Origin of the sequence: Halorussus sp. AFM4 (assembly GCF_051194995.1) — an archaeon.
GTDB lineage: Archaea > Halobacteriota > Halobacteria > Halobacteriales > Haladaptataceae > Halorussus.
The window spans coordinates 360844-383172 of sequence record NZ_JBNTJT010000001.1; the positions used below are offsets into that span (position 1 = coordinate 360844).

General features: G+C 70.8%; 25 protein-coding genes. 18 read left to right on the top strand and 7 right to left on the bottom strand.

What is annotated here, in order from left to right; translation table 11 throughout:
* Nucleotide 1: 1 nt before the first annotated feature.
* The 6 genes from ACQUQF_RS01800 to ACQUQF_RS01825 all read left to right on the top strand — a co-directional run bounded on the left by ACQUQF_RS01800 (nucleotide 2) and on the right by ACQUQF_RS01825 (nucleotide 4741).
* Entirely contained in the window at nucleotides 2–1471 is a 1470-nt protein-coding gene (locus ACQUQF_RS01800; RefSeq protein ID WP_435175132.1) for a carboxylate--amine ligase, read from the top strand.
* An 11-nt stretch (nucleotides 1472–1482) separates the two neighbouring features.
* Nucleotides 1483–1947, top strand: a complete 465-nt coding sequence (locus tag ACQUQF_RS01805; RefSeq protein WP_435175134.1) for a DUF7344 domain-containing protein — start codon at nucleotides 1483–1485, stop codon at nucleotides 1945–1947.
* Nucleotides 1948–1975: 28 nt separating this feature from the next.
* Nucleotides 1976–2365 (top strand): hypothetical protein, encoded by a 390-nt coding sequence (locus tag ACQUQF_RS01810; RefSeq protein WP_435175136.1) that lies wholly within the window; start codon nucleotides 1976–1978, stop codon nucleotides 2363–2365.
* A gap of 80 nt (nucleotides 2366–2445) precedes the next feature.
* The gene (locus ACQUQF_RS01815; RefSeq protein ID WP_435175138.1) at nucleotides 2446–3615 is read left to right on the top strand and encodes an acyl-CoA dehydrogenase family protein; all 1170 of its coding nucleotides are present in this window, start codon (nucleotides 2446–2448) and stop codon (nucleotides 3613–3615) included.
* A 122-nt stretch (nucleotides 3616–3737) separates the two neighbouring features.
* Nucleotides 3738–4145 carry a hypothetical protein gene (locus ACQUQF_RS01820; protein WP_435175140.1) on the top strand — a complete coding sequence of 136 codons (408 nt, stop codon included), beginning with the start codon at nucleotides 3738–3740 and terminating at the stop codon, nucleotides 4143–4145.
* A gap of 38 nt (nucleotides 4146–4183) precedes the next feature.
* Nucleotides 4184–4741: an HAD family hydrolase gene (locus ACQUQF_RS01825; protein ID WP_435175142.1), complete on the top strand. Its 558-nt coding sequence runs from the start codon at nucleotides 4184–4186 to the stop codon at nucleotides 4739–4741.
* 369 nt (nucleotides 4742–5110) lie between these two features.
* On the opposite strand, the gene ACQUQF_RS01830 is transcribed toward ACQUQF_RS01825, so the two are convergent.
* Nucleotides 5111–5368, bottom strand: a complete 258-nt coding sequence (locus ACQUQF_RS01830; RefSeq protein ID WP_435175144.1) for a DUF5822 domain-containing protein — start codon at nucleotides 5366–5368, stop codon at nucleotides 5111–5113.
* Between the two features lie 100 nt (nucleotides 5369–5468).
* Here ACQUQF_RS01830 and panB point away from each other — a divergent pair, with 100 nt between their 5' ends.
* The gene (gene panB / locus ACQUQF_RS01835; protein ID WP_435175146.1) at nucleotides 5469–6284 is read left to right on the top strand and encodes a 3-methyl-2-oxobutanoate hydroxymethyltransferase; all 816 of its coding nucleotides are present in this window, start codon (nucleotides 5469–5471) and stop codon (nucleotides 6282–6284) included.
* A 45-nt stretch (nucleotides 6285–6329) separates the two neighbouring features.
* Here panB and ACQUQF_RS01840 read toward each other — a convergent pair whose 3' ends face one another.
* Nucleotides 6330–7109 carry an alpha/beta fold hydrolase gene (locus tag ACQUQF_RS01840; RefSeq protein WP_435175148.1) on the bottom strand — a complete coding sequence of 260 codons (780 nt, stop codon included), beginning with the start codon at nucleotides 7107–7109 and terminating at the stop codon, nucleotides 6330–6332.
* Between the two features lie 241 nt (nucleotides 7110–7350).
* Here ACQUQF_RS01840 and ACQUQF_RS01845 point away from each other — a divergent pair, with 241 nt between their 5' ends.
* Entirely contained in the window at nucleotides 7351–7599 is a 249-nt protein-coding gene (locus tag ACQUQF_RS01845) for a DUF7127 family protein (RefSeq protein ID WP_435175150.1), read from the top strand.
* Complete coding sequence (locus ACQUQF_RS01850) at nucleotides 7596–9860, top strand: CDC48 family AAA ATPase (RefSeq protein ID WP_435175152.1); 2265 nt, start codon at nucleotides 7596–7598, stop codon at nucleotides 9858–9860. Before ACQUQF_RS01845 ends, ACQUQF_RS01850 begins: the two co-directional genes overlap by 4 nt.
* A 295-nt stretch (nucleotides 9861–10155) precedes the next feature.
* On the opposite strand, the gene ACQUQF_RS01855 is transcribed toward ACQUQF_RS01850, so the two are convergent.
* The 3 genes from ACQUQF_RS01855 to ACQUQF_RS01865 form a co-directional block, all read right to left on the bottom strand.
* Nucleotides 10156–11106 carry a DNA replication complex subunit Gins51 gene (locus tag ACQUQF_RS01855; protein ID WP_435175154.1) on the bottom strand — a complete coding sequence of 317 codons (951 nt, stop codon included), beginning with the start codon at nucleotides 11104–11106 and terminating at the stop codon, nucleotides 10156–10158.
* A 132-nt stretch (nucleotides 11107–11238) separates the two neighbouring features.
* Nucleotides 11239–12396 carry a DNA primase small subunit PriS gene (gene priS, locus ACQUQF_RS01860; protein WP_435175156.1) on the bottom strand — a complete coding sequence of 386 codons (1158 nt, stop codon included), beginning with the start codon at nucleotides 12394–12396 and terminating at the stop codon, nucleotides 11239–11241.
* A gap of 115 nt (nucleotides 12397–12511) precedes the next feature.
* The gene (locus tag ACQUQF_RS01865; RefSeq protein WP_435175158.1) at nucleotides 12512–13435 is read right to left on the bottom strand and encodes a site-2 protease family protein; all 924 of its coding nucleotides are present in this window, start codon (nucleotides 13433–13435) and stop codon (nucleotides 12512–12514) included.
* 200 nt (nucleotides 13436–13635) lie between these two features.
* Between ACQUQF_RS01865 and ACQUQF_RS01870 the strand changes: the two genes are divergently transcribed.
* From ACQUQF_RS01870 to ACQUQF_RS01880, 3 genes are read left to right on the top strand one after another with little or no spacing between them, the layout of a single operon-like run.
* The gene (locus ACQUQF_RS01870) at nucleotides 13636–14304 is read left to right on the top strand and encodes a LolA family protein (protein ID WP_435175160.1); all 669 of its coding nucleotides are present in this window, start codon (nucleotides 13636–13638) and stop codon (nucleotides 14302–14304) included.
* Nucleotides 14301–15218 (top strand): S49 family peptidase, encoded by a 918-nt coding sequence (locus tag ACQUQF_RS01875; RefSeq protein WP_435175162.1) that lies wholly within the window; start codon nucleotides 14301–14303, stop codon nucleotides 15216–15218. The genes ACQUQF_RS01870 and ACQUQF_RS01875 overlap by 4 nt, the downstream gene beginning before the upstream one ends.
* On the top strand, nucleotides 15205–16272 hold the full coding sequence (locus ACQUQF_RS01880; protein ID WP_435175164.1) for a DUF4350 domain-containing protein: 1068 nt from the start codon (nucleotides 15205–15207) through the stop codon (nucleotides 16270–16272). The genes ACQUQF_RS01875 and ACQUQF_RS01880 overlap by 14 nt, the downstream gene beginning before the upstream one ends.
* Nucleotides 16273–16502: 230 nt before the next feature.
* On the opposite strand, the gene ACQUQF_RS01885 is transcribed toward ACQUQF_RS01880, so the two are convergent.
* Nucleotides 16503–16991 (bottom strand): GNAT family N-acetyltransferase, encoded by a 489-nt coding sequence (locus ACQUQF_RS01885; RefSeq protein WP_435175165.1) that lies wholly within the window; start codon nucleotides 16989–16991, stop codon nucleotides 16503–16505.
* Nucleotides 16992–17194: 203 nt separating this feature from the next.
* On the opposite strand from ACQUQF_RS01885, the gene ACQUQF_RS01890 reads away from it, so the two are divergent.
* From ACQUQF_RS01890 to ACQUQF_RS01915, 6 genes are all read left to right on the top strand, one after another.
* On the top strand, nucleotides 17195–17623 hold the full coding sequence (locus ACQUQF_RS01890; RefSeq protein WP_435175167.1) for an archease: 429 nt from the start codon (nucleotides 17195–17197) through the stop codon (nucleotides 17621–17623).
* Nucleotides 17624–18035: 412 nt separating this feature from the next.
* Entirely contained in the window at nucleotides 18036–19142 is a 1107-nt protein-coding gene (locus ACQUQF_RS01895) for a DoxX family protein (protein WP_435175169.1), read from the top strand.
* Entirely contained in the window at nucleotides 19139–20620 is a 1482-nt protein-coding gene (locus tag ACQUQF_RS01900; RefSeq protein WP_435175171.1) for an RtcB family protein, read from the top strand. The genes ACQUQF_RS01895 and ACQUQF_RS01900 overlap by 4 nt, the downstream gene beginning before the upstream one ends.
* A 230-nt stretch (nucleotides 20621–20850) precedes the next feature.
* Nucleotides 20851–21105 (top strand): hypothetical protein, encoded by a 255-nt coding sequence (locus tag ACQUQF_RS01905; protein ID WP_435175172.1) that lies wholly within the window; start codon nucleotides 20851–20853, stop codon nucleotides 21103–21105.
* 227 nt (nucleotides 21106–21332) lie between these two features.
* Nucleotides 21333–21527 (top strand): hypothetical protein, encoded by a 195-nt coding sequence (locus ACQUQF_RS01910; RefSeq protein WP_435175174.1) that lies wholly within the window; start codon nucleotides 21333–21335, stop codon nucleotides 21525–21527.
* A 163-nt stretch (nucleotides 21528–21690) separates the two neighbouring features.
* Nucleotides 21691–21867 carry a ribbon-helix-helix protein, CopG family gene (locus ACQUQF_RS01915; RefSeq protein WP_435175176.1) on the top strand — a complete coding sequence of 59 codons (177 nt, stop codon included), beginning with the start codon at nucleotides 21691–21693 and terminating at the stop codon, nucleotides 21865–21867.
* Nucleotides 21868–21892: 25 nt separating this feature from the next.
* Here ACQUQF_RS01915 and ACQUQF_RS01920 read toward each other — a convergent pair whose 3' ends face one another.
* Nucleotides 21893–22240, bottom strand: a complete 348-nt coding sequence (locus ACQUQF_RS01920; RefSeq protein WP_435175178.1) for a hypothetical protein — start codon at nucleotides 22238–22240, stop codon at nucleotides 21893–21895.
* Between the last annotated feature and the right edge of the window lie 89 nt (nucleotides 22241–22329).

Below are 22329 nucleotides of genomic sequence, written 5' to 3' on the forward strand. Positions count from 1 at the left end.
CATGAACCCTCCCGGGTTTCCCCCCGATGCGGGAGCGGTGGTTCCTGCGATAGACACGGCGAGCAGCACGGCGGCGCTCCGCGCGCTCGGCCGCCGCGGCGTCCCGACCGTCGCGGTCTCGGAGAAGGCGACCCCGCCGGGGTTCGCGTCCGAGTACTGCGACGAAACCGTACCCGTTCCCGACCCGACAGTCGACCTGGCGGCGTACGAGACGGCGCTGATCGACCTCGCCCGGCGCGACGACGTCGGGACCGTCCTGCCGATGCGGGAGTCGGACGTGTACGCGCTGGCCCGGAACAGGGACGCGCTGACCGACCACGTGGGCGCGCCGTGGCCCACCCTCGACGCGCTCCGGCGGGCCCAGGACCGGGTCGAGCTGTTCGCCGCGGCCCGGCGCGCCGGCGTCGGGATGCCGGCGACGCGTCGCCTCGACGAGTGGGACGACTGGGACCGCGACGTCATCGTCAAGCCGCGCTACACCGTTCACGCCGCCGAGTACTCCGACCGGTTCGCCGAGAGCCACACCCAGTGTAGCTCCACCCGGTACGTCGCGCCCGACGAGTCCCTCGACCGCGAGGAGCTGGTCGCCGAGATGGGTCACGTCCCGCTGGTCCAGGAGTACGTCCCCGCGTCCGACGAGTACGGGTTCTTCGCGCTGTACGACGAGGGCGAGGCGGTCGCGACGTTCCAGCACCGCCAGCGCCGCGGCTGGAAGTACTCCGGCGGGCCCAGCGCCTACCGCGAGTCGGTCGACATCCCCGAGCTCGAGGCGGCGGGCCTGCGGCTGCTCGACGAGCTGGAGTGGCACGGGGTGGCGATGGTCGAGTTCCTCCGGGACCCCGACACCGGCGAGTTCAAGCTGATGGAGGTCAACCCCCGGTTCTGGTCGTCGCTGCCGTTCACGGTCCAGGCCGGCGTCGACTTCCCCGGCCTCCTCTGGCGGCTGGCCGGCGGGGAGTCCATCGACCGGGCGCCCGACTACGAGGTCGGGGCGGCCGGCCACCTGCTGCGGGGCGAGCTGCTCCACCTCCACAGCGTCGCGGCCGACGACTACCCCCTGGTCGAGCGCCCCTCGCTGGCCCGCCGGGCGCTGGAGATCGGCGCCTCGCTCGTGCGCCACCCGCGGTTCGACTACCTCAGCGCGGACGACCCCGGCCCGTTCGTCCGGGACGTCCGCAACGCCGTCGCGGCGTACCGCGGGAAGCGGACGACGACCTCGCCGCCGTCCGCGTCGGCCGACGACCGGCCATCCAGCGCCGATCGACCGTCGGCCGACGACCGACCGTCGAGAGCCGACCGACCGTCGGGGATCGACAGCCCGTCGGGGATCGACCGATTATCGGAGGTCGACCGATTATCGGAGGCCGACCGACCATCCGAGGCCGACCGACCATCCGAGGCCGACCGCCCGTCGGGAGCCGACCGCCCGTCCGGGGCCCGGGTGGCGCTCCAGACCCTGCTCCGCCGGTAGGTGGTGGACGCGTGAGCCAGACGCGGCCGTCGCTCGACACGGTCTTCGAACTGCTCGCGGACCGCCGGCGCCGGTACGCGCTCTACTGCCTGGCGGCGGTCGGGGAGGACCGGGTCCTCGACCTGGACGACGTCGCGGCCCGGGTCGCCGAGTGGGAGCGCGAGTGGGAGGCCTCCGGAGACGGGGAGGACGCCGGGGACTCGGACTCCGGCGACCGGCGCGAGCGCGTCCGCGTCGACCTGCACCACAACCACCTGCCCCGGCTGGCGGACGCCGGACTCGTCGACTACGACGCCCGCACGGGGACCGTCCGGAACTGGGAGGCGCCGTCGCTCGACCGCTGGGTCCCCGACGAGTCGGACGAGCTCCCGCACCTCCGGGCGCTGTTGGCGAACGAGAACGTGATGGGCGTGGGGAACGACGGCGGGAACGAGGACGCGACGAGCAGCGACCCGGAGGACGGGGACGACCGATGACGGCCTCGACGGCACGCGGAGCGCGCCCATGAGCCCGACCACGATACGACTCCGGAAGCGACGGTACGACGGGCTGGCCGACGCGGTCGCCGGCCTGCTCGCGAGCCACGGCGTCGCGGAGCCGCCCGACGAGGGGTTCGACGTCGAGACGCTGGCCGGCGTCGGAGCGTTCGAGGAGTTCGACGTCCTGCGGGACCTCGCGGTCCGGCTCGGCGAGGCCGAGACGGTCGAGCGCGACGGCGAGGCGTTCGTGGAGGTCGAGGTCCACGCCCACCACCTCGTCGCCGCGGCGGCCGCGCTGCCCGACCTGATCGCCGCCTCCGACCTGCCGGAACCCGAGCTCCGGGTCGTCGTCGAGGGAGTGTGCCAGGAGTACCTCGCGACCCGCGCCGGGCTGTCGGGCGACCGCGGGGACTGAGAGGGGTACTCGACGGGCCGGCGCGCGACGGGGAACCGAGAACAGGCAACTTTTTCCACGCACTCCCCGACAGGTCGGGCATGGAGCTCTCCGACGAGCAACGGGCGATCCGGGACGCGGTCCGGGAGTTCGCGGTCGAGGAGATCCGCCCGACCGCGGCCGAGTGCGACCGGGACCAGCGGTTCCCCGAGGAGGTGTGGGACGGGCTCGCGGCCCTCGACGTGACGAGCCTGACGGTCCCCGAGGCGTACGGCGGCCTCGACGTGACGAGCCTGACGGTCCCCGAGGCGTACGGCGGCCTCGACGTCGACCGGCTGACGTACAGCGTCGTCAACGAGGAGGTCGCCTACGGGGCGCTGTCGGTGGCGACCGCGCTGTCGGTCCACAGCCTCGCGACCTCCTGTATCGCGGAGTTCGGCGACGACGACCAGAAGGAGCGGTGGCTCCCAGACATGGCCGGGGGCCGACCCGTGGGCGCGTTCGCGCTCTCGGAGCCCCAGGCCGGGTCGAACCCCGCCGAGATGACCACGGAGGCGAGGCGCGAGGGCGACGAGTACGTCATCAACGGGAAGAAGCAGTGGATCACCAACGGCGAGCGCAGCGGCGTGGTCGTGCTGTTCGCCAAGACCGACCGCGAGGACCCCCGGTCGGTCACCCAGTTCGTCGTCCCGAAGGACGCCGACGGCCTCGAAGTGGGCAAGAAGGAGGACAAGCTCGGCCTGCGGGCCAGCGACACGACGAGCCTGCTCTTCGACGACGTGCGGATTCCGGTCGAGAACCGGCTGACCGAGGAGGGGAAGGGCCTCTCGGCGGCGTTCCACATCCTGACCGGCGGGCGGATCGGCATCGCCAGCCAGGCGGTCGGGCTCGCCCAGTCGGCGCTCGACGAGGCGGTCGCCTACGCCCGGGACCGCGAGCAGTTCGGCAAGCCGATCGCCGACATCCAGACCGTCCGGCACAAGCTCGCCGACATGAAGACGCAACTGGAGGCCGCCCGGCTGCTGACACGCGACGCCGCCCAGCGGGACGACCGGGGCGAGGACGTCGAGCTGGCAGCCAGCATGGCGAAGTACTTCGCGAGCGAGGCCGCGGTCGACGTCACCAACGAGGCGGTCCAGATCCACGGCGGCTACGGCTACACCACCGACTTCGACGTCGAGCGACTCTACCGGGACTCGAAGATCACGACCATCTACGAGGGGACCAGCGAGATCCAGAAGAAGGTCATCGCCCGGAACGTGCTGGAGTAGCGCGGAGTCCGGATCGGCGGGGCGAGCGCCAGCGACTCGCGGCCGGCACCGGGTCGCCGTCGCACGCAACGGTTGGAACTACCGGCACGTTTATTAATTGCGACGGGAATCGGGGTAACGAGATGGTCATCTCCGAACCCTCCGGGCTGGTCGACTTCGAGGCGGACGCTGCCGTGGCGGCGGCCCGCGGGGAGGCCGGCGACGCGGTGCGCCTCTGCGTCGAGTACACGCCCGAGGAGTTCCGTACCCTCTACGCCGACGACCAGACGTTGGCACTGTACGGCGGCGACCGCGAGGCGATGGTCGACCACTTCGAGGAGGTCCACTCGTACGTCCACGTCGACTTCACCGAGCGCGACCTCTTCTCCGACGTGTTCCGGGGCGCCGGCGAGGTCCGGTCGTTCGTCACCTTCATGGAGCACGTCGCGGTGATCCGCGTGCTGGTCGGCCAGCAGGGGCTGTTCCTCGCGGTCGACCCCGACGCCGACGTGACCGCGCTGGTGGAGGCGGTCGAGGCCGAGCTCCGCTGACCGACACCCATTTCTCGCCGGTGGTCCTACCGCGGACCGTGACCCGAGACGACGCCACGACGGCGGGAGCTGCCCGCACCGACGACCTCGCGGCGGTGGTGTACGACCTGGACGGCACGCTGGTCCGGCTCGACGTCGACTGGCAGGACGTCGAGCGCCGGCTGGTCGACCTGCTGGAGCGGGAGGGCGTCGACGCCGACCCCCTGAGCGCGTGGGATCTCCTCGACGCCGCCGAGGACGCGGGGGTCGGCGACGAGGCCGACGAGCTCATCGCCGACGCCGAGCGCGACGGCGCCCGGGACTCCGAGCGCCTCCCGCTGGCCGACGAACTGCTCGCCCGCGAGGTCCCGGTCGGGGTCTGCTCGCTCAACCACGAGGCGGCGGTCCGCATCGCGCTGGACCGCCACGACCTGACGGGCCACGTCGACAGCGTCGTCGGCCGGGGGACCGTTCCCCACCGGAAGCCCCACCCGAAGGCGCTGCTCGCGGCGGTCGAGGAGCTCGGCGTCGCGCCCGAAGACGTGCTGTTCGTCGGCGACTCGGCCAGCGACGAGGAGACCGCCGAGCGCGCCGGCACGCGGTTCGAGTGGGTGTAGCGACGCCCGACATCCGAGTCGCGACGTTCGGTGGCGCAGACCACTGGGTGCGCCCGGTGACGCAGTCCACTGCGGGGGACTGAAAGGGGCCGCCCGGTCGCGTGCACTTCAGTCGCCTCAGCGACCCCTATCCGAGGCGAACGCAGTGAGCCGAGGATATGTCGCTGAGTCGTTCGAAAATCGGAGATTTTCGTGATCACGAGAGAGCTTCGCTCTCTCGGACGACGACCGCGACCGGGCGGGGGCTTTCGAGACCGTCTTCCATTTCTGTCTGTCGTAGGTCTCGTAAGAACTCGTTCTACTGCCGGCACAGAGCAGAGGGTCAACGAGAGTCCCGCACAACGGCCATAGAAACACCCAACCGACGAGTCACGACGCCGAATCCGACGCCGCCTCCGTCCGCCGGGCGTAGAGGAAGACGCAGACCGCGACGACGAACCAGACCAGCGCGCCGACCCGGACCGCGAACTCCGCGCGGGCGGCCCAGGTCGGGAGCGAGACCCCGGCGACCCACGCGACCAGCGCGACGACGGGTGCGCCGACCACGATGGTGAGGACGAAGGTGGTCTGCATCACCCACCCGTAGTCGACGCCCTCGGGGTCGTGGGTCTCGACTGGTTCGGGCACAGTTCGAAGGCGCGGCGCTCGGGGCTTAAACCTTGCAGATTGCCGGCGTCGTTCTCTGGGAACCGAACACGTTTAACACGCCGCGCACCACTGGCCGAACATGGCGACGACCGTTCAGGACCTCGCTGAGATGGCGGGCGAGGAGGAGATCACGATGCTGACCGCCTACGACGCCCCGACCGCCGCGATCGTCGATGAGGCGGGCGTCGACCTCATCCTGGTCGGCGACAGCATGGGCAACGCGGTGCTGGGCTACGACTCGACCCTCCCGGTGACCGTCGACGAGATGCAGAGCCGGACCGCGGCGGTCGCGCGGGCGGCCGACGACGCGATGGTGGTCGCCGACATGCCGTTCCTGAGCTACGGCGTCGACGAGAGCGAGGCCGTCGAGAACTGCGGCCGGATGCTCAAGGAGGCCGACGCCAACGCCGTGAAGCTGGAGAGCGGCCCGCACACCGTCGACCTGACCGAGCGCCTCGTCGACCTGGGCATCCCCGTGATGGCCCACCTCGGGCTGACGCCCCAGCGGGTCAACCAGCTCGGCGGCTACTTCCGGCAGGGCACCGACCAGGAGAGCGCCGCCGAGATGCTCCAGCTCGCGAAGGCCCACGAGGACGCCGGCGCGTTCTCGCTGGTGCTCGAACACGTCCCCTCGAACGTCGCGGCCCAGATCACCGACGCGCTGGAGATTCCCACCATCGGCATCGGCGCCGGTCCGGACACCGACGGCCAGGTGCTCGTGCTCAACGACGTGTTCGGCCTGAGCGACCGCAGCCCCTACTTCTCCGAGCAGTTCGGCGACGTCAGGAGCGAGATGGAGCGGGCGGTCGCCGGCTTCCGCGACGCCGTCGAGTCGGGCGAGTTCCCGGCCGAGGAACACAGTTACGACGAGGAAGAGATCGACGATATTTACTGAGTCACCCGGCCCGACGGCCAGGTCGTAGCTCCGGCCGATTGGAACTCAGATACCGGCGTCGTCCAGAAACTCCAGCACCGCCTCGTTGAACCCCTCGGGGTCCTCCAGCATGGCGAGGTGGGCCGCGTCCTCGATCTCTCGATACCGACCGTCGGGTATCTCGTCGGCCAGCTCCCGGTGGTACTCCGGCGGCGTGAGGTGGTCGTTCTCGCCGACCACCGCGAGCGCCGGGACCGCGATCTCGCCCAGGCGGTCGCGCACGTCGAAGGTGTGACACGACTCGAAGTCCCGCCGGGTGACCTCGCGGCCGACCGCCCGCATCGCCTCCATCGAGAGCTCGACGTACCGGGAGTCGGCGTCGTGGAACAGCCGGTTCTCGCCGTGGAGGAACTCGACCGCGCGGTCGAAGTCCGAGTCGAGCCACTGCCGGAGGTCGTCGAGCACGGGAAGCTTCGCGCCCGTGCCGGCCAGGACGAGGCCGTCGAACCCGTGGTCACGCCCGATCGCGATCCGGAGCGCGACCGCCCCGCCAAGCGAGTTGCCGACCAGCACGCCCGCGCCGGTCTCGTCGGCGACCGCCAGCACGTCGTCGGCGTAGGCCGACAGCGTCTCCCAGCCGGGGTCGGCGTCGACGTCGTCGGACTCGCCGTGTCCGCTCAGGTCGAGCGCGACGACCGGTCGCTCGCTCGCCAGCCGGCCGAGCTGTCCCTTCCAGACCTCGTGGGTGCCGCCGGAGCCGTGGACCGCGAGCAGCGGCGACCCCTCGGCGCCGCGGTCGGCGACCCGGTAGGCCGTGGTCCGGCCGCGGTGCGTGACTCGTTCCATGACGTCGCCAACGCCCGCGCGACTCAAAATATGCTCGGTCGGCGTCGGAATACGCTCGGTCGGGGTCGGAGCGCGCGGTGGTGTTCCCGGTCTCCGGCCGGACCGGTCGAACTGCACCGCGGCCGCCACCACGGCGCGGTCGAACCGCAATTCATCGGTTATCAGTCGCCCCGACGCCCTCCTGCGATTTTTTGGAGAAAGGCTTAAGTACTAGAGTCACTAACCGTAGGTTAGGATTGGAATGTCACTGAAGCAAATCGCTGACAGAGACGACGTGTTCGCGCGGCGCTACGCCTACGACGACGCGGAGGTCCTCGTTGCCGACCTCGGCGCGACCGGGGAGGCGTCCGTGGACGTCCTCGGCGACGAGGCCATCGTCGTCTTCGAGGACGAGGACGGCCCCCGCCAGCTCGAGCTCGAGCTCCCCGACGGAGAGGGGGCGGAAGCGTTTATCACCAACGGCGTGCTCACTATCGAGGTGGGACTATGAAACTCACTGTCAAGCCGTTAAAGCAGAAGGACGCCGGGCGCGGGCTCGCCGCCATCGACCGCCAGTCGATGCACGAGCTCGGCGTCGAGAACGGCGACTACATAGTCATCGAGGGGAAGAACCAGGGCCGGGCGGTCGCCCGGGTCTGGCCGGGCTACCCCGAGGACGAGGGCCGGGGCGTCGTCCGCATCGACGGCCAGCTCCGCCAGGAGGCCGGCGTCGGCATCGACGACAAGGTCACCATCGAGACGGCCGACGTCAAGCCCGCCACCTCGGTGACCATCGCGCTCCCCCAGAACCTCCAGATTCGGGGGGACATCACGCCCCACATCCGGGACAAGCTCAGCGGGCAGGCCATCACGCAGGGCCAGAACGTCCCGTTCGGCTTCGGCCTGATGGGGATGGGCTCGGGGCAGTCCATCCCGCTGAAGGTCGCCAGCACCAACCCGGAGGGGACGGTGGTCGTCACCGACTCGACCGAGATCAACATCAGCGAGCGCGCCGCCGAGGAGATCCAGCAGGGCGCCGGCGGCGGCCCCGAGGGCACGCCCAGCGTGACCTACGAGGACATCGGCGGCCTCGAGGGCGAGCTCGAACAGGTCCGGGAGATGATCGAGCTCCCGATGCGCCACCCCGAGCTGTTCAGCCGGCTCGGCATCGACCCGCCGAAGGGCGTGCTGCTCCACGGCCCGCCCGGCACCGGCAAGACCCTGATGGCGAAGGCCGTCGCCAACGAGATCGACGCCCACTTCCAGACCATCTCGGGCCCCGAGATCATGAGCAAGTACTACGGGGAGTCCGAGGAGCAGCTCCGCGAGGTGTTCGAGGAGGCCGAGCAGAACGCGCCGGCCATCATCTTCATCGACGAGCTCGACTCCATCGCCCCCAAGCGCGACGAGGCCGGCGGTGACGTCGAGCGCCGCGTCGTGGCCCAGCTGCTCAGCCTGATGGACGGGCTCGAATCGCGGGGCGAGGTCACCGTCATCGCGGCCACGAACCGCGTCGACGCGATCGACCCCGCGCTCCGGCGGCCCGGCCGGTTCGACCGCGAGATCGAGATCGGCGTGCCGGACCGCGAGGGCCGGCTCGAGATCATGCAGGTCCACACCCGCGGGATGCCCCTGGCAGACGGCGTCGACCTCGAGGAGTACGCCGACAACACCCACGGCTTCGTCGGCGCGGACTTAGAGAGCCTCGCCAAGGAGGCCGCGATGAACGCCCTCCGGCGCATCCGGCCCGAGATCGACCTCGAGTCCGAGGAGATCCCCGCCGACGTGCTCGACTCGCTCCAGGTCACGGAGGGTGACTTCAAGGACGCGCTGAAGGGCATCGAACCCTCGGCGCTCCGGGAGGTCTTCGTCGAGGTGCCCGACGTCACCTGGGACCAGGTCGGCGGCCTGGAGGACACCAAGGAGCGCCTCCGGGAGACCATCCAGTGGCCCCTGGAGTACCCCGAGGTGTTCGCGGAGCTCGACATGGAGGCCGCCAAGGGCGTGCTGATGTACGGCCCGCCCGGCACGGGCAAGACCCTGATGGCGAAGGCCGTCGCCAACGAGGCCGACAGCAACTTCATCTCGATCAAGGGCCCCGAGCTCCTGTCGAAGTGGGTCGGCGAGTCCGAGAAGGGCGTCCGCGAGGTGTTCAGCAAGGCCCGGGAGAACGCCCCGACGGTGGTGTTCTTCGACGAGATCGACTCCATCGCCACCGAGCGCGGCAGCGGCGGGGGCGGCGGCTCGCAGGTCAGCGAGCGCGTCGTCTCCCAGCTGCTGACCGAGCTCGACGGCCTCGAGGAGCTCGAGGACGTCGTGGTCATCGCCACCTCGAACCGGCCCGACCTCATCGACTCGGCGCTGCTGCGCCCCGGTCGGCTCGACCGCCACGTCCACGTGCCGGTGCCCGACGAGGAGGCCCGCCGGGCCATCTTCGAGGTCCACACCCGCAACAAGCCGCTGGCCGACGACGTCGACCTCGACTGGCTGGCCAGCGAGACCGAGGGCTACGTCGGCGCCGACATCGAGGCGGTCACCCGCGAGGCCTCGATGGCCGCCAGCCGGGAGTTCATCCACAGCGTGGACCCCGAGGAGATCGGCGAGAGCGTCGGGAACGTCCGGGTCAACCGCGAGCACTTCGAGCAGGCGCTCGACGAGGTGACCCCCAGCGTCACCGAGGAGACCAAGGAGCGCTACGAGGAGATCGAAGAGCAGTTCGACTCGGCCGAGCCCGAGACCGAGCAGGACCAGCTGGGACGCACGTTCCAGTAGAACCTTTTGCTGCGGGCGGCGCCTGAACGCGCCGCTTGCAAAACGTTCATGAAAAACACCGGGAGAGCGAAGCTCTCCCGAGCCTGCGTTCACTCCGTTCACGCAGACACGTCGTCACCCCCTCACGCGACCCTCACTTCGTTCGGGCCACGTTCGAGGGTTCCTTGGTCGGCTCGCTCGGGCTAACGCCCTCGCTCGCGGCCAGTGACGGTGTACTCCTTCGGTTGCTGCAATTTGCAGGGCAGAACGACGCACCCGAGCGTAGCGACTGCTGATTGCCAGTGACCAGAACCGACTACTCCAGCTTCTCGGCCGCGCCGCGTTCGACGAGGGGCTCGGCGTTCGCTTCCGGCAGCGTCACCACGTCCTCGCTTTCGAGGTCGTAGGTGCGCTCGTCGACGCCGAAGATCTCGCCGACGTCGTCGGTGATCCGGATGGTCGTGCGCTCGTCGAGCCCCGCCGTCGGGTCCCCGGAGTCAGCGTCCGCGTCGGACTCCGACGGGGAGGGTGACGTCTCGTCGCCCGCCTCCGACGACTGGTCGGTGTCCGGGCCGTCCGCGACCGCTGTCGCCTCGGCAGCCGCCGGGCGAGTGTCATCGTCGGCTGACGCGCCGGTATCCGGCGTGGTGCTCTCGGAGCCTGCGTCGGTCGCGCCGTCCCCGTCCATCACGTCCGCGGCGCTCACGTCGCCGCCCGCCGCGTCTCCGCTCGTCGAGTCCGCGCTCGCCGCGGGGGGCTCGCCGGGGTCCGGCGCCGACGCCTCTCCGGGAGTCGCATCGGCAGCGTCGGACGACGGCTCGGCTGCCTCACCGGCGTCGGCGGGCGTGGGCGTCGGGGTCGACCCCGCGGGGTCGTCGGCCTCGCCGGCCAGCACGTCGAGCACGTCCTGCTTGTTCTCCTCGATGCGGTCGACCAGTTCGGCGAACAGCTCCTGCTCCTCGCTGGTCAGGCCGTCCTCGTCGGCGGGCATCCCCGCCGCGGCGAGGCTGGCGCGCTTGACGATCTTGCCGACGCGGCGCTCGTAGATCGCCTCCACCACGTCCTCGGCGGTGTTGATCTCGTCGGTCAGCCGCTCGACCTCGGGGTCGTCGAACGGGCTGTCGGCCCGCTCGGCCGCCCGCTCGCGCTGGTCCTTGAGGTCGGCGATGTAGTCGGCGACGTCGGCGTAGAACGACTCCCGCAGGTGCTGGAGGCTGTCCTTCGACCGCTCCTTGCTCTGTACCGTGCGGAGTTCGTCCAGATTCATCGTCGTGCTGTCATTGTCGGTCCGTTCGGGTTCGTCGCGTGCGTCGCCTCGTTCGATCCGTCGTCGGTGGCGTGCGCGCCCGCGCACCGGCCGTCCGTCGGTCGATTCGTGGCATCGTCGGTCCGCCCTCCGTCACTCGCGGCCCTTCTCGGCCCGGCCGCGCGCCATCAGGAAGACGGCCACGTATTCGGGAAGCGATACGTCACCTTCCGAGAGCCTAAAGCTTTCGTCGTTGAGCTCGACCGGGCCGGGGTCGGTCACCTCGACGGCCACCTCGTGGCCCTCGAAGGTCTCGGGCACCGGGTCGCGCAGGGGGTCGAAGTCGTCGACCTCGTCGCGGGGGATGCGGGTGACTGCCAGGCCGGTACCGCCGTGGAGGCTCCCCGGCAGCCGGATGAGCCGCCGGAGGTCGGTGGTCACGGGCTCGTCGATGGCCGCCGACTGCTCGGCGACCACCCGTTCGGTCGTCACCTTCGCGAGCTGGCGGATGCCCGGCCCGCCGCGCTCGACGTTGCCGCTGGCGAGCTTCTCGTAGTCCTCCGAGACCGCCCCGAGGATGGTCTTCGCCCGGCCGTCGCCGATGCGGTCGAACTCCTTGAGGCGGTCGAGGGCCTCGTCCTCGTCCATCGCCAGCAGCTCGTCGGCAAGCGCCAGCAGCTCTCGGTGGACCCGGCGGCCCCACCCGCCGTCGGTCTTGAGCACCCGGCGGGTAGCCGTGCCGCCCATCTCGGTGCGCTGGATGGCGTCGAGGTCGATCCCCTCGCCGCGGACGTAGTCGACGACCTCGCGGCGCTCGTCGCGGTTGAGGCCGCGGACGCCCTCGTCGCGGACGTGGACGTGGTACCCCCGGCCGCCCGAGAAGACGACCGTCATGTCCTCGAAGCCGAAGTCGGCGTCGAGGAGGTCGATGAGGTTCTCGACTTCGGCCTTCCCCGCGGCGAGCATCTCGCCGTAGGCGTCGCGCTGGGGGTCGACCCCCGAGAGGTGGTCGGCGTCGATGTCGAAGACGAGGTCGGAGTCGCGCCACCCCTTGGCCTCCATGTCGTCGGCGCCCGGGTCGTCGTAGCGCCCGGCCGAGAAGTAGACGTGGCGGGGACGCTCGCGCCGGAGGAAGTCCTCCAGGTCGCCCAGCTCCAGCAGCGACTGGTGGCGGACCATGGTCGTCGGCCCCGCGGTCCAGGGGATGTAGCCCCACTCGCGGGCCTCGGCGTCCGGCGGCGGAGCGATCTCCGTCCGGCGGTAGTGGTCCCGGAACCGGCCGCGGAGGTACGCCCGGGTGCGCTCTTCCATGCTGTCTGGTCCATGCTCGGGCCGGCTCTAAAAGCGTTGTCTATCGACGCGGGAGTGGTGTTCGGAACCGGCGCGAGGGAGGTGTCGGTCGGTTCCCAGCCGTTCCTCCGCGCTCTCAGATCGGCAGCAGCGGCCCCACGACGGCGAGAACCACCAGTCCCAGCGCGAGGACCGACGTGCCGTGGACGACCGCCGACTCCGCGACCGGCGGGAGTCCCACGCCGGCCCGGTCGGCCGCCTCGCGGAGCGCCAGCGCTAGCACCCGGCCCCCGTCGAAGATCGAGACCGGGAGGGCGTTCAGCAGGGCGAAGTTGGCGTTCAGCAGCGCCAGCCAGAAGCAGAGATTCGTCGCGACGCCGAGGGCGCCGACGGTCGCGGCGGTCGGCGGGGCGCCGCCGACCAGCGCCCACCCGAAGTACGTCATGTAGGCCTCGCGAGGGCCGGCCGCGAGCGGCGAGAAGAGGACCGCGAGCGCGGCGACGGCGACGACGAGGTTGTGGAAGACCCCGACCGCGTACAGCCGCATTTTGGCGCGGACCGGGGCGCGGTCGATGGCCGCGGCCGGCAGGACGTACGCAGCGACGGGGAGGACACCGAGCAGGAGCGCGACGCCCCACTCCTCGATCTCGACGTCGGCCCGGCGACACGCCGCGGCGTGGCCGGCCTCGTGGACGACGGTTGCGACGACCAGGCCGGCGACGACGTAGGGCGCGGCCGCGACCGGCATGAAGTCGTTGAGGCCCGGCACCGCCACCGTGTTGGCCGGGTCGTTGAGCGCCGTGGCGCGGGTGAGGGTCGCGGCCCGCCACGCCGCGACCGCGAGCAGGGCCATCCCGCCGACCTGGAGCGCGAGCAGCGCGGCGACGCCGGCGTCGGTCCACCGGTCCCAGGCCCGGTGGTCGGCCGCGGCGTCGAGCCGCTCCGGGGTCGCCGTCGAGAACAGGTAGAGAGTCAGGAAGCCGACCTTCACCGGGCCGGGGAGCGCGCGGTTCAGCCGCGCCTCGACCGCGTCGAGACGCTCTCGTACCGGAGGCGACATGAGAGAGACGGCTCACGTCGGGCACATAACTGTTCTGGCGCCGAGGTGAGGGCCAGTCCGTCTGATCCCGTATCGCGCTGTCGGCAGTCGAGGTCTCCGGAAGTCGCATAATCACCTGACGAGGGACTACTGTCAGACGAAGTTTGTTAGCTATGCGAAACTACTACATTTTTAACCCCCGGCTTGAAAATGACAGGTGCATGTCCTCAAACCGCTTGCCGAAGCGCCGGCGGAGCGTCCTGCTCGTCGGCGCGGTCGGGCTCCTCCTGACCGCCGGGTGCCTCGGGTCCGTCGGGACCTCGGTCGACGACCCCCGGTCGGTCGCGCAGCAGGTCGAGGCGCGCTACGACGCGCTCGACGAGTACCGGACGACGATAGAGCGGACCGTCTCGACGGGCGAGGCGACCGCCACCACGCGAGCCACCCTCCGCTTCGTGAAGGGCGAGTCGCTCCGGATCGCCTACCGCACCGGTCCCCGCGCGGGCACCGTCACGGTCGTCGACGACCCGACGCCGTCGACGCTGCTCACCACCGACGCCGCGCGGGCCGAGACCGCGGTGGGCGAGACGCCCGCCTCGTACGGCGCGGTCGCCGCGAACCTCGTCCGGACCAACAACGTCACCTACACCGGGACGACCGTCCTCGACGGCCGGCCCGCCGTCGTGCTCACGCTCGAACCGAACGGCAACGAGACGGCCACGGCCCTGGTCGAGCGCCGAGTCTGGATCGACGCCGAGCGCCGGGTGCCGCTCCGCGTCGTCTCGACGTGGGAGAGCGAGCGCGGCGAGATCACCGAGACGCTCCGGTTCACGAACACCTCGCTGTCGGTCCCGAACGCGACCCCGACCGACGGGAGGGTCGCGGCGTGAAGCCGAACCGGCCCTCCGTCGTCGACCGGCTCGGCGGGCCGGTCGTCGTCTTCGGCGTGCTCGGCCTGCTCGTCGGCGCGGCGGTCGCGCCCTCCGCCTGGAACGCCGCGACCGGCCCCGACGGCACCGTCGCCGTCATCGAGGTCCACGGGACCATCACGGGCGACACCGCGGCGGCCGCCGTCGCGGACCTCCGCGAGGCCCGGAAGAACGACTCGATACGGGCCGTCACCCTCGACATCAACAGCCCCGGCGGCACCGCGGCCGCCAGCGAACAGCTGTACCTCGCGGTCAAGCGGACCCAGCAGACGATGCCCGTCGTCGTGAGCGTGACCGGGATGGCGGCCTCGGGCGGCTACTACGCCGCCGCCCCGGCCGACCGGATCTTCGTCACGCCCGCGAGCAGCGTCGGTAGCGTCGGCGTCCGTGCGACGATGCCCTCGCAGGGAACCGTCTCGGGCGAGATCGCCACCGGCCCGGACAAGGGCTCGACCGCGACCGAGGCCGAGATCCGCCGCCGGGTCGAGACGCTCCGGCGCGCGTTCGTCGGCTCGGTCCTCGCCGAGCGCGGCGACGCGCTCGAACTCACCGCCGAGGAGCTCTCCTACGCGAAGCTCTACGCGGGGTCGCGGGGCATCGAGGTCGGCCTCGCCGACGAGGTCGGCGCGCTCGACGCCGCCATCGCCGCGGCGGCCGACCGCGCGAACCTCTCGGACTACCGGACCGTCCGGATGGAGTCGCCGACGCCGAGCCTCCTCGGGCAGCTCGGCCTGCGCGGTTCCGCCGACGGGTCCGCGACCGGGACGGTGGTCGCGTCGCCGCGCGTCGACACCGTGCGGTACCTGATGCTCCACGGCCGGCTCGTGCAGCCGACTGCGGGGACCCGGGAGGTGACCGCGAATGCGACGCACTGAGCTCCTCCGGGGCGTCGGCGCGTTCGCGCTGATCGCAGTCGTCATCGTCGGCAGCACGGTGGCGGTCGGCACGCTCACCGACGGGCCGACCGACGCGTCCGACCGACCCGACGCGCCCGCGTTCACGTCCGGCTCGCTGCCGGCGACGCCGGTCGCCGACGACGGAGCGGTCGCCGCGCCAGACACCGGCGAGTCGAAGACGGTCGTCGTCGACCGGAGCCACTCGAACGCCGTCTCGAAGGGCGGGATACAGCCGCTGGTCGACGCGCTGGTCGCCGGCGGCCACGAGGTCCGGTTCCACAGCGGCAGCGGCCAGAGCTACGCCGGGCTCTCGACCGGGTCGTCCGGGTCGTCGCTCAACGAGACGCTCCGGTCGGCCGACGCCTTCGTCGTCGTCAACCCCGGGAGCGCGTACAGCGAGAGCGAGATCGACGCCATCGAGGCGTTCGCCGAGGCCGGCGGTCGCGTGCTCGTGCTGGCCGACCCGGTCGGCTCCTCGGGGTCGTCGGGGACGACCATCCCGCTGATCGGCAGTAGTTCCTCGTCGTCGGTGACGCCGGGCCAGCCCACCAACCTCGCCGCGCGGTTCGACGTCTCGTTCGACACCGGCTACCTGTTCGACATGGCGGAGAACGCCAACCACTTCCAGAGCGTCTACGCCAACGGGACCGGGAGCGGGCCGCTGACGGACGGGGCCGACCGCGTCGTCCTGCGCGAGGCGGCGGCGCTCTCGCTCGGCCCGGAGGCGACGCCGGTGTTCGAGGCCGAGAGCGTCCGCCGCTCGGCGACCCGGCGAGAGGGCGACTACGCGGTCGCCGCCCGGAACGGGAACCTGACCGCGGTCGGCGACACCGACTTCCTCGCGCCCGCGAGCGCGACGGTCGCCGACAACGACGCGCTCGTCGGCAACCTCGCGAGCTTCCTCGTGACCGGCGAGAAGCGGTCGGGCGTGCCGATGGTCGGCGGCTCGACCGGTGCCGGCACCGGCACGGGGCCGGGCGCCGGACTGCCCACGCAGCCCGGCGGGACGGCGGGCAACTCGACGTCGGCCTGAGCCGGTCGCCCCATTACTTTTCCTGTCGCTCGCGGAGCGAGTCGTTCGAGCGTTCGTGTACTACCGTCAGAGAGAAGCAGCAGCGCTGGCGAAGTAGTGCCCCGGCAGTGGTGCGGACGGAAGTCCCCGCAGCAGCGGCGACGGAAATCCCGGCAGCAGCGGCGACGGAAGCCCCGGCAGTGGTGCGTGCTGAGCCGACCGCCTGTCGCTCGCGAGCCTCGGCCCGGCGGTCAGCCGCGCATGAACTCCGAGATCTTGTCGGTGAGCCCGCCGTTCCCGCCGAGCTTCAGGTAGTAGGCGTCGCCGCCGTCCTCGTAGTAGTTCTGGATGTGGCGCTCGACCTCGAAGCCGAGGTGCTCGTAGAAGCCCAGGGCGTTCTCGTTGCTGGCGCGGGCGTGGCAGGTGATGCTGTCGTGGTCCTCGGCGACCCGGCCCACGAGGCGCTTGCCGACCCCCTCGCCGCGGAACTCCGGCGCGACCGCGAGGAAGAGGATGTAGCCGTCGCGCCGGACCGCGGCGAACCCCATCAGCTCCTCGCTCTCGTCGTCGCGGGTCACGAGCAGGTGGACGGTCGAGCGCCGGTAGGCGTCGGTGAAGAAGCCCTTGCGCTGCTTCAGGACGTCCTCGGTGCGCCGGATGCGCTCCTTGAGCTCCCACGCCGCATCGACGTAACTGTCGTCGCCGGGGCGGGCGATTTCGGTGTCGACGTTGACGCTCACTAGTTTGGCGTAGGCCCGTGGCCAATATAATTCCACCGCCCCGACCCTCGGTCGTCCCGCTCGCCGCGAGTGCGGGGCCCTCCGGCCCGCCGCGACGAGCGGTCGCGGCTCGTCGGCGTGACGACTGGTCGTCGCCGCGACCGCGGGCCGACGCGCCGACCGAGATGGCGAGACCTTTCCGGCGGGACCGCGTGGCCGACGGTATGAGCTACGAACTCCGCGACCACACCGCTGACGTCGCGGTCGAGGCCACGGGGCCGACTCTGGGCGCCGTCTTCGCCGCGGCGGCCGACGGGATGGCGGTGGCGATGTGCGACCAGATCCCGGCGACGGGCGGCGACCGGTTCGACCTGGCGGTCGGGGCCGAGAGCCGCGAGGCGCTGCTGTTCGACTACCTCGACGAGCTCATCTACGAGCGCGACGTCCGGGGCGTGCTGCCGGTGGACAACGAGGCCGAGGTCAGGGCGGAGGCCGGGGAGGACGGCACCGCCGAGTGGGTGGTGTCGGGCAGCGCCCGCGGCGTCCCGCTGGCGGGCCTCGGCGCGCGCGACCTCAAGGCGGTCACCTACTCGGAGATGGCCCTGGAGGAGACCGACGACGGGTGGCGGGCGTACGTGGTCTTCGACGTGTGATTCGCTGCGGGACGGGAGATCGGGAACGTGCTGTTCCATCGTTTCGTGAACGTGCTGCACCATATGGACGGAAGTCACGCTGAGAGCCGTCCGCGAAATCGGAGGAGGACGTTTCAGAAAGCCCCCGGCCGGTCGCCACCGGAAGACGGTCCTGCTCGGCCTGCGGCCTGCGCGGGCTGCGACTTCCGAGGTGTCGCGAATCGAAGATTCGCCACAGCCCGAAAATCTTCGATTTTCGAGGATTTCGCTCGCTTCGCTCGCGTGACCGCGACCGGCCGGCCCCTTTCAGTCTACCCGAACTGTCCTTTCTACGATCGAGCGAGTCCGAATGGATGACGCACCTGCCGCCACAGTCCAGTCCGTGACCCGGAGAGACCCGACCTTTACGGCGTCTCGGTCCAACTGAACCGCTATGAACTGGCGACGGCCGAGCCTCCTCGCGCTCGCGGTGCTCCTCGCGGTCTGCGGGACCGCCAGCGCGCACGTCAAGTACGTGGTCGACAGCGCCGAGGACGTCGGGGACGCGCTCGCGTTCCTGGCGGAGGTGGTCTCCGAGCCGTTCAACGCCGCGGTGCTGGCCGGTGGCGCGCTCGCCGTCGTCGCGGCCGCGGTCGCCTACCTCCGGTTCCGCCCGGCCGAGCGCGACGTCGACGTGCTGCGCGAGACGCTCCGGGGGTACGACGACCTCGTGCCGTGGATGCTCCGGCTCTCGGTCGGCCTGCCGCTGGTCGGCGCGGGGTTCGCGGGGTACTTCTTCAGCCCCGTGGTCCACGCCGAGGCGCGGATCCTGCAGGTCGCCGTCGGGTTCCTGCTGCTGTTCGGGCTGGCGACGCGGGTCGTCGCGCTGGTCGGACTCGGGGCGTACCTGGTGGGTCTGCTCGCCGAGCCCGCGCTGGTGCTGGCCAGCGAGTACGTCGGCGGGCTGGTGGCCATCGCGCTGCTGGGCGGCGGCCGGCCGAGCGCCGACCACATGCTCCAGCGGGTCGCCGACGCCGAGGGGACCCTCTACGGGCGCTTCGACCCGGTCCACCGCGCGGCGTCGTGGCTGAACGCCCGGACCGCCTCGCGGCGGCGGTACGCCCCGACGCTGGTCCGGCTGGCGCTGGGGTTCAACTTCTTCTACCTGGGGTTCACCCAGAAGCTGTTCGCGCCCGGCCCGGCGCTCGCGGTCGTCGAGAAGTACGACCTGACCGCGGTGGTGCCGGTCGACCCGGGCCTGTGGGTCGTCGGCGCGGGGCTGACCGAGATGGCCGTGGGCGCCGCGCTGTTCCTCGGGCTGTTCACCAGGGCGACCGCGGCGACCGCGTTCACCATGCTCACGCTGACGCTGTTCGGGCTGGCCGACGACCCGGTGCTGGCCCACGTCTCGCTGTTCGGGATGGTGTCGATGCTGTTCATCACGGGGTCGGGGCCGCTCGCGGTCGACAGCTGGCTCCGGGAGTCCCCGTTTGGTGACAGGTCCCACGCCGGAGCGGATGGCGAAACCACTTCGGCGTCCGCGCCCAACGGACGGGTATGACCACGGACGAGGCGGAAGACACCACCTACGAGGCGGGCGACGTGACGCTCCACGAGGTCCGCGACTACGTCTGGGAGATCCCGCGGGAGGGCGACATGCGCGTCCCGGCGCGGGTGTTCGCCAGCGAGGCGCTGCTCGACCAGATCGCCGACGACAAGACCCTCGAACAGCTCGAGAACTCGACCCACCTGCCGGGGGTCCGGAAGTACACCGTCTGCATGCCCGACGGCCACCAGGGGTACGGCTTCCCGGTCGGCGGCGTGGCCGGCATCGACGCCGAGGATGGGTGCATCTCGCCCGGCGCCATCGGGTACGACATCAACTGCGGCGTCCGGATGCTGAAGACCGACCTCACCTACGAGGACGTGCGGGGCCGCGAGGAGGAACTGGTCGACGCGCTGTTCGCCAACATCCCCTCGGGCCTCGGCGGTGGCGGCGTCGTCGAGGGCGACATCGACACCGTCGACGCCATCCTCGACCGCGGGATGGAGTGGGCCCTGGAGGAGGGCTGGGCGGTGGAAGAGGACCTGGCCCACTGCGAGGACGAGGGCGTCCGCCACGACAGCGACCCCGCGAAGGTGCCCCAGAAGGCCAAGGACCGCGGCAAGAACCAGATCGGCAGCCTCGGGTCGGGCAACCACTTCCTGGAGGTCCAGCGCGTGACCGACACCTACCTCGACGACGCGGCCGACGCCTACGGGCTCGAGGAGGGCCAGATCGTCGTGCTCATCCACTGCGGGAGCCGCGGGCTGGGCCACCAGGTCTGCACCGACTACCTCCGGGACATCGAGAAGGCCCACGCGGGGCTGCTCTCCCAGCTGCCCGACAAGGAGCTGGCCGCGGCGCCCGCGGGGAGCCAGCTCGCCGAGGACTACTACGACGCGATGTGCGCGGCCATCAACTTCGCGTGGGTCAACCGCCAGCTCATCATGCACCGGACCCGGCAGGTGTTCGAGAAGGTGTTCGGCTCCGACTGGGAGTCGATGGGCATGGACCTGCTGTACGACGTGGCCCACAACATCGCCAAGAAGGAGACCCACACCGTGGAGGACGGGGAGGAGCGGGAGCTCTACGTCCACCGGAAGGGCGCGACCAGGGCCTTCCCGGCGGGCCACGAGGAGGTCCCCGGCGCGTACCTCGACGTCGGCCAGCCCATCATCATCCCCGGCAGCATGGGCGCGGGCAGCTACGTCCTCCGGGGCGGCGAGGCGTCGATGGACCTCACCTTCGGCTCGACCGCCCACGGCGCGGGCCGGACCATGAGCCGCACGCAGGCCAAGCAGGACTACTGGGGCGGCGACGTCCAGGAGGAGCTCGAACAGGAGCACATCTACGTCAAGGCCCAGAGCGGCGCCACGGTCGCCGAGGAGGCCCCGGGCGTCTACAAGGACGTCGACGAGGTGGTCCGGGTCTCGGACGCGCTGGGCATCGGCGACAAGGTCGCCCGGACGTTCCCGGTCTGCAACATCAAGGGGTAGCCCGAAGGCTGGCTTTTCGAGGTCGCGCGCTCGGTGACGTAATCCACCGGGAGCGCGACAGTGGGACGAACTACCGGTCCGGGTGTCTGCACTCGCTTCGCTCGTGCAGGTCCGGAGGGGCGGTTCACCCTCTGGTTGACTGAAAGCGACCGGTCGCCCGCGTCCGGTTCAGTCGTCCGAGCGTCCATAATCCCGGCAGTTTGAAGCGCGAATCGACCATACAGGCGACCATGAGTCTCCTCACCGCCGTCGTCGCCTTCGTCGTGGGGTTCGTCTCCGGGACCGTGGTCCGCTGGATCGCGGGCCTGGCCGCCGTCGTCGCGCTCGTCCTCGTCGTTCTCGGGGTCGCTGCGCCGGAGATCGGCATCGTGAACCAGGTCGTCGACCGGTACTACCTCGGCAACGAACTGCTGTTCGTCTCGGGGTTCCTGTTCGGCATCGACGCGAAGCAGACGAAGGAGGTCGTTGTCGAGCGCAGGGAGTAGCGGGGACCGACCTGACGGATTCCCTTTCCGGTACTGACCCCACCACTGCGAGGCAGTACAAGTCCGGGGCGTACACTCAGCCGGTGGAGGATTCGACGGCCGTGAGACGAGCCGAGAGCGTCCAGTCGGCAGTTAGCCACTCATAACTTATAGCGATTATTTCTGAATCCAGACTGTGTGCAACCCTGTGGATTTATATACCCATACCTCGTAGTATAGAGTACGCGATGAATTACTACGATCTCATCCTCGGCCTGATCCCGCTCGCCCTCCTCGGTCTGACCGCGATCCTCACCACGGTCGGCGTGGGCCTCACCACCGCCGTCCCGCTGGCCGGCACCGTCTCGGTCGGCATGATCGGTCACGCGATGTTCGTCCGGACCCCGACCGAGACGCCCGCCGCCCCGGCCGCCCAGCAGTAAACTGAACGTTCTCCGCCGCCTTCTCCCTCTATCCTCTCCGCTTCGACTTTCTTTCCAAACGGCTCCGGTTCTCGTTCTGTCCCCCCGAATCCGACGGAGTTGCGCCTCGTCGGCCGCCCGTCTGACGAATTTATTTGTGTCCGTGCATCGGTGGATTCGGAATATGCACCAGGACCACCTCGACATGGAGTCGGTCACTCTCGAACTCGAGGAGGAGGAGCTCGAACGCATCGACGACATCGCGTTCGCGGACCACCGGGACAACCGCGAGGCCGCGATCCGCGAACTCCTCGACCAGTGGTTGAAACAGCGCGGAGCGGCCGAGCAGGCCGACGAGTGAACGGGGACCGGCGACCGGATCGAGACTACGGGTTGAAGTCGAACCGCGGGCCGTCCTCCTCTTCTTTCGCGTCGTCTATCGAGGGTCCGCGGACCGCGGGCGGCACGAACGACCGGTCGGCCGGGTCGACCTCCTCGCCGTCCTCGAACTTCACGAAGCTGAGGTAGAAGACCTCGCCGCAGCCCTCGCCGTCGGTCTCCGCGGCGCCGCAGACGATCTCGACGCCGTCGGCCGCTTCGAACTCCTCGTACGGCGCGGCGTACTCCCAGCCGTCCAGCGGCGTCGGCGTCACGCACTTGTCGGCGAGGTACCCCTCGCGGTCGAGCGCGGCGACGGCCCCGCACCGGGGACAGTAGTACCGGACCTCGGTCATGGACGGGGATTGGGCCGGCGCGCACTTTCGCCTGTCGCCCGACGGGCTCGCCGGGCCGGGTCGAGAGAGCGGACCGAGACGACTCGGGG